The organism is Thalassospira sp. UBA848 (genome assembly GCF_002295455.1).
Lineage (GTDB): Bacteria > Pseudomonadota > Alphaproteobacteria > Rhodospirillales > Thalassospiraceae > Thalassospira.
Map to the genome: position 1 here is coordinate 43,853 of NZ_DBGS01000136.1, position 1,511 is coordinate 45,363.

Genomic DNA, 1,511 nt, shown 5'->3' on the forward strand with positions numbered 1-1,511 from the left:
CCAGCGGATGCCTTGAGCATCACCGGATAGCCGATGTCGTTGGCGATCTTGACGGCCTCGTCGGTGTCCTTGATCACGCCCATGAAACCGGGAACGGTTGAAACACCCGCGTCGGCCGCGATCTTTTTCGAGGTGATCTTGTCGCCCATGGCAGCAATGGCGCCATTCGGCGGACCGATAAAGGCGATGTTTGCTGCATCAAGGGCCTTGGCGAAGGCCTGATTTTCCGACAGGAAGCCATAGCCGGGATGGACGGCCTCGGCCCCTGTGGATTTGCAGGCGTCGATGATGTTTTCAATAATCAGGTAGGACTGATTACTGGGTGCCGGGCCGATGCGGACGGCCTCGTCGGCCATCTGAACATGCAGGGCGTTTTTATCGGCATCGGAATAGACCGCAACGGTCTTGATGCCCATTTTGCGGGCTGATTTGATCACACGGCAGGCGATTTCACCGCGGTTGGCAATCAGGATCTTGCTAAACATTTTTCTGTCTCCCAATTTGTCTTACAGCGGAATGTTGCCGTGTTTCTTTTCAGGGTTCTTGATGTCCTTGTTGCGCAGCATGCCAAGCGCCTTGCAAACGCGGCGGCGTGTGCCATGCGGCATGATGACATCATCAATGAACCCCTTGCGGCCCGCGACAAACGGGTTGGCGAATTTTTCGCGGTATTCTTCGGTGCGGGCTTCGATCTTTTCAGGATTGTCCATGTCCGCCCTGAAGATGATTTCCACCGCACCTTTTGGCCCCATCACCGCAATTTCGGCGGTCGGCCAAGCATAGTTTACGTCACCGCGCAGATGTTTTGATGACATCACGTCATAGGCCCCGCCATAGGCCTTGCGGGTAATGACGGTGACCTTGGGCACGGTGGCCTCGGCATAGGCATAGAGCAGTTTCGCACCATGTTTGATGATGCCGCCATATTCCTGCGCGGTGCCCGGCATGAAGCCCGGCACATCGACAAAGGTGACAATCGGAATATTGTAGGCATCGCAGAAGCGCACGAAGCGCGCGGCCTTTTTGGAGCTGTCGATATCAAGGCAGCCGGCCAGAACCATCGGCTGGTTGGCGACGACACCGACCGTGCGGCCATCCATGCGCGCCATGCCAATAATGATGTTTTTGGCGTAGTCGGCCTGAATTTCAAAGAAGTCGCCCTCGTCGACGATCTTGGTGATCAGTTCCTTCATGTCATAGGGCATGTTGGGGTTTTCTGGCACCAGGGTATCGAGCGAGAAGTCATCCCGGTTGATCGGATCTTCGCAGAGGCGTGCGGGCGGGTCTTCCTTGTTACACAGAGGCAGGAAGTCCATGAAACGGCGGGTCTGAAGCAACAGATCGACATCATTGTCAAAGGCCAGATCAGCCACACCCGAAACACTGGTGTGGGTCGATGCCCCGCCCAGCTGTTCGTGGGTGACTTCTTCGTGGGTGACGGTCTTGACCACATCCGGACCGGTCACGAACATATAGGAGCTGTCCTTGACCATGAAGATGAAGTCGGTCAT

2 protein-coding genes are annotated in these 1,511 nt (G+C 56.1%); both read right to left on the reverse strand.

What is annotated here, in order from left to right; all coding sequences use genetic code 11:
* A partial coding sequence (locus B2R48_RS18800; protein WP_297003433.1) for a biotin carboxylase N-terminal domain-containing protein occupies positions 1-485 on the reverse strand: 485 nt, incomplete at its 3' end.
* A gap of 21 nt (positions 486-506) precedes the next feature.
* Positions 507-1,511, reverse strand: a 1,005-nt coding sequence (locus B2R48_RS18805) for an acyl-CoA carboxylase subunit beta (protein ID WP_297003435.1), incomplete at its 5' end; no start/stop codon positions are given.